4 protein-coding genes are annotated in these 3,421 nt (G+C 36.3%); 3 read left to right on the forward strand and 1 reads right to left on the reverse strand.

Going from position 1 to position 3,421, the window contains the following annotated elements:
* Positions 1 to 352, forward strand: a 352-nt coding sequence (locus tag IHO13_RS04880) for a histidine phosphotransferase family protein (protein ID WP_225538533.1), incomplete at its 5' end; no start/stop codon positions are given.
* 301 nt (positions 353 to 653) lie between these two features.
* Here the strand turns inward: IHO13_RS04880 and IHO13_RS04885 are convergent.
* Positions 654 to 1,469 (reverse strand): transporter associated domain-containing protein, encoded by an 816-nt coding sequence (locus tag IHO13_RS04885; RefSeq protein ID WP_225538534.1) that lies wholly within the window; start codon positions 1,467 to 1,469, stop codon positions 654 to 656.
* Between the two features lie 381 nt (positions 1,470 to 1,850).
* Here IHO13_RS04885 and hemE point away from each other — a divergent pair, with 381 nt between their 5' ends.
* Both hemE and IHO13_RS04895 read left to right on the forward strand, forming a co-directional pair.
* Positions 1,851 to 2,891 (forward strand): uroporphyrinogen decarboxylase, encoded by a 1,041-nt coding sequence (gene hemE, locus IHO13_RS04890; RefSeq protein WP_225538535.1) that lies wholly within the window; start codon positions 1,851 to 1,853, stop codon positions 2,889 to 2,891.
* Between the two features lie 306 nt (positions 2,892 to 3,197).
* Positions 3,198 to 3,421: hypothetical protein (locus tag IHO13_RS04895; RefSeq protein WP_225538536.1), on the forward strand; the 224-nt coding region annotated here is incomplete at its 3' end.

A 3,421-nucleotide genomic window follows, 5' to 3' on the forward strand; every position in this document is an offset into this window, starting at 1 on the left:
GTGGAAAACAGATGTATATTTTGTGAAACGCAAAGTAAGTTTAATTGAAAAGATAAACAAAATAATTTCCAATATGGTAATAACCATAGCCAGTGCAGTAGCAGAAGTTGAATGGGTGTCCATTTTATTAAGCCAGGAGAAAGACAAAATTTTATTAACTATGCAAGTTTCGAGTGAACACAAGCCCTTAAGCAAATCATTAGGGGAGAAATTAAGCAAGAAAAGAGATGACAACTTAAATACAAAAGATATTAGCATCTACATGACCCACTTACTACTAGAGCATTATAATGCTAAAATACACTGTACTTGTGAAAACAACTTGTTGAAAATAGGCTTAACTTTGACTTAAAGTGATTCCACACTTTGTAAAAGCATATACAAGTGTCAACGCAAAAATTGAAACTTTCCACAGCACCTCAGATCTAGGCTAAGCGCACTTATCTAAAGCATGTACCAGCACTATACATGTAAATATTGTAGACCTCTTTACCTAAAGGCAAAGCACTTCCTCACTAGGAATATCAATAGATCTCTTTCATAACCAATTTATGGTAGGGAATCTTCAGGGGAAATGCAGATGAATGCTGCAGAATACTCGAGGAGCGTAAACAAGTTTTGACGCAAAATCAGAAGCAGGTTATGCAAGAGATCTAGTTTCTGTAATCACTCAAGTCTAATATTACCTTATCAATATACCTCTCATTCGCATTCTTAACAACGAATTTCACACCATTTTTGTACTTAACAACTTCATCTACAGAAGGTACCTTGCCAGCGACTGAAAGAATCAAACCACCAAGTGTGACATAATCCTCCTCAGGGCTGCGTAATTCTATTTTTAGATTTTCCTCTATGTCCTTTATCAGAGTCCTAGCTGACATCTCAAACTTACCCTGAGATAACTTTACAATTGCATACTCAGAAGGTTCACTTCCACTGTTAATATTTGATACCAATTCTTCCACAAGATCAGTTACTGAAATTAAGCCATCAGTTCCACCATATTCATCCAATACAACAGCCAAATACGATCTGGAAGATCTCATCTTAACGAAAAGGCTGGTAGTCTTCATCGAGGGTGGTACGAATATTACGTTTTGTGCAAGTTCCCTTAGACTAAAACCTTCGTCTTCGTTTAGGATAACATCTTTTACGTAGAAAAAACCTATCACATTATCAAAATCATTTTTATAAATTAACACCTTAGTGTGGTGAATATTTTTTATTTTCTTCATTACCTCGTGCCTACTCGATTCAATGTCCACTGCACATATTTCTGTACGTGGAGTCATCACATCAGTTATACTGCAGTCATGGAATTTTATTAGACCATTGAATATATTAAGATCTGGTAAATCCTTCATTATTGCTTCAGTTGCACACTCTTTCAGCATACGAGCCCTTTTGAAAAGAAACAAAAAAATTTTATATGCTACTCGTTTTATAAAAGTTCCTTTTTTACTCAACTTGCTTCCTACTAATGGTAAAAATATTTTTGGATCAGTTTTACCAAGAAAACTGTTGTTAAATGTTTAATAAGCATGTGAATAATGTCAAACCAATTTGTGGATTATCTGTTGATACCGGATACTAACAATTGATCAACAACTTTTTCACTGGTGCACACATAATTATACAACAGCGTACAATTGGAAAACCCTTTCCATAAGGGAAGATTACTAACAATCTGAACATTCCACTTATACACACAAATTACTAAGGAAAATCAACAATATATAAAAGTTACTAACATACTTATTCACAAGTCTAGCAATAAGAATTTTTACAGAATCTTAAGTTAATAACAGAACGTTGATAAAACTATTACTACTGTTACACTTTACTATATGAAAGAAGATAGATTAATCAAACTAAAAGGCAGTGAAACAACAGTAGCAAGAACCATAAGTGAGAGCAGGCAGGATGAAGAAACACCAATTTGGCTAATGCGCCAAGCTGGCAGATCTCTTCCTGAATACCGTAAAGCGGTAAAAAACGTGAGTGATTTTATGGAGATGTGTTATAACACAGATTTAATAGTGGAGCTGACACTACAACCAATTACAAGGTTTAACATGGATGCAGCGATAATCTTCTCTGATATTTTAATAGTGGCTGATGTTCTGGGTTGTGATGTGAATTTCACGCGTGGCGTAGGTCCAGTGATAAGGCCTGTGAAAGATTTTAAAGAGCTGGGAAGTCCACAAGAAATTGAAGCTAAGACCCTGCCAATTCTAAACGCTATAAAGAAAGTAAGGAGTTGTTTGCCGAAGGAAAAGTCTCTTATAGGGTTTGCTGGAGGGCCGTGGACAGTTGCTTCATACATCATAGAGGGTGGAAGCAGCAAAACTTTTTCTAAAGTGTTGAATTTCTCCCCTTCGAGCTTGGAAAAAGTAATCAAGCGGATAACGGATGCAACAATCTTCTATCTGATTAAGCAAATAGAGTTTGGGGCAGACGTTGTCCAATTGTTTGACAGTAATGCCGGAGTGTTATCGAAGGAGCTATTTAAGAAATATGTTATTGAGCCGACAAAAAAGATTACCTTAGCAATAAAGGGTAAATTCCCAAATTTTCCAATAATAGGTTTTCCAAGATCTGCCGGAAGTTTCTATAAGGATTACTGTGACCAAACGGGTGTATCCGCAGTGAGTATAGATTATGACGTTCCAATAGAATGGGCAAAAAGAAACCTGAAAATCCCTCTGCAAGGAAACCTCAATCCTAATCTTTTGGCATATAACAGAGCTAAAGCAATTGAGGAGGCGAAGCGTATAATAGATTGCTTTAGGGGTTTACCTTTCATATTTAATCTCGGACATGGAGTGCTTCCTGATACTCCAGTTGAAAATATCGCTGCATTAGTAGACTTAGTAAAGAACTGCTGATGTAATAAACTTCTCGCACATAAGCAGAAAAAGGTAATTATTTTTGGTGTTTTTCATAACGCTGCGCGCTCTTAAGTTGCTTTAATTATAAACATTAAGAAGTTGTATCTGTTCAGAGATGTGATAAATATTGGAGCAAAAGTGGTGTTATGTAAATAGTTGGCATGCAACTGTACGAACGTTGTGGTTTGAACCTACTACAAGGATGTCGTCCAAGTACCGACATACGGCTGTATGAACATTGTACTACTTAGGTAAGGTGTCATGCCAGTGCTTGACACTGGCATCCAGGAATTTTATTAAGTTATGAGTATAAAAGTTATATTTAAGTACGATGTTTTTGATGGTTATAAAAAGGCTGGGTCCCAGTGTCGGAGTACTGGCATGACACCCGTCTGTTGCGCAAATTGCCCGCTAAGTAATATAATCAAACTAGAGTGGCTGAAGCGCTATAGAAATTTTCCTGACGATCTCTCGTATGTAACACAAAATTGGAACACTTCGGTTTCAATGAGCGACTCTAGTAACTT

It is taken from the genome of Wolbachia endosymbiont of Mansonella perstans, from assembly GCF_020278605.1.
GTDB lineage: Bacteria > Pseudomonadota > Alphaproteobacteria > Rickettsiales > Anaplasmataceae > Wolbachia.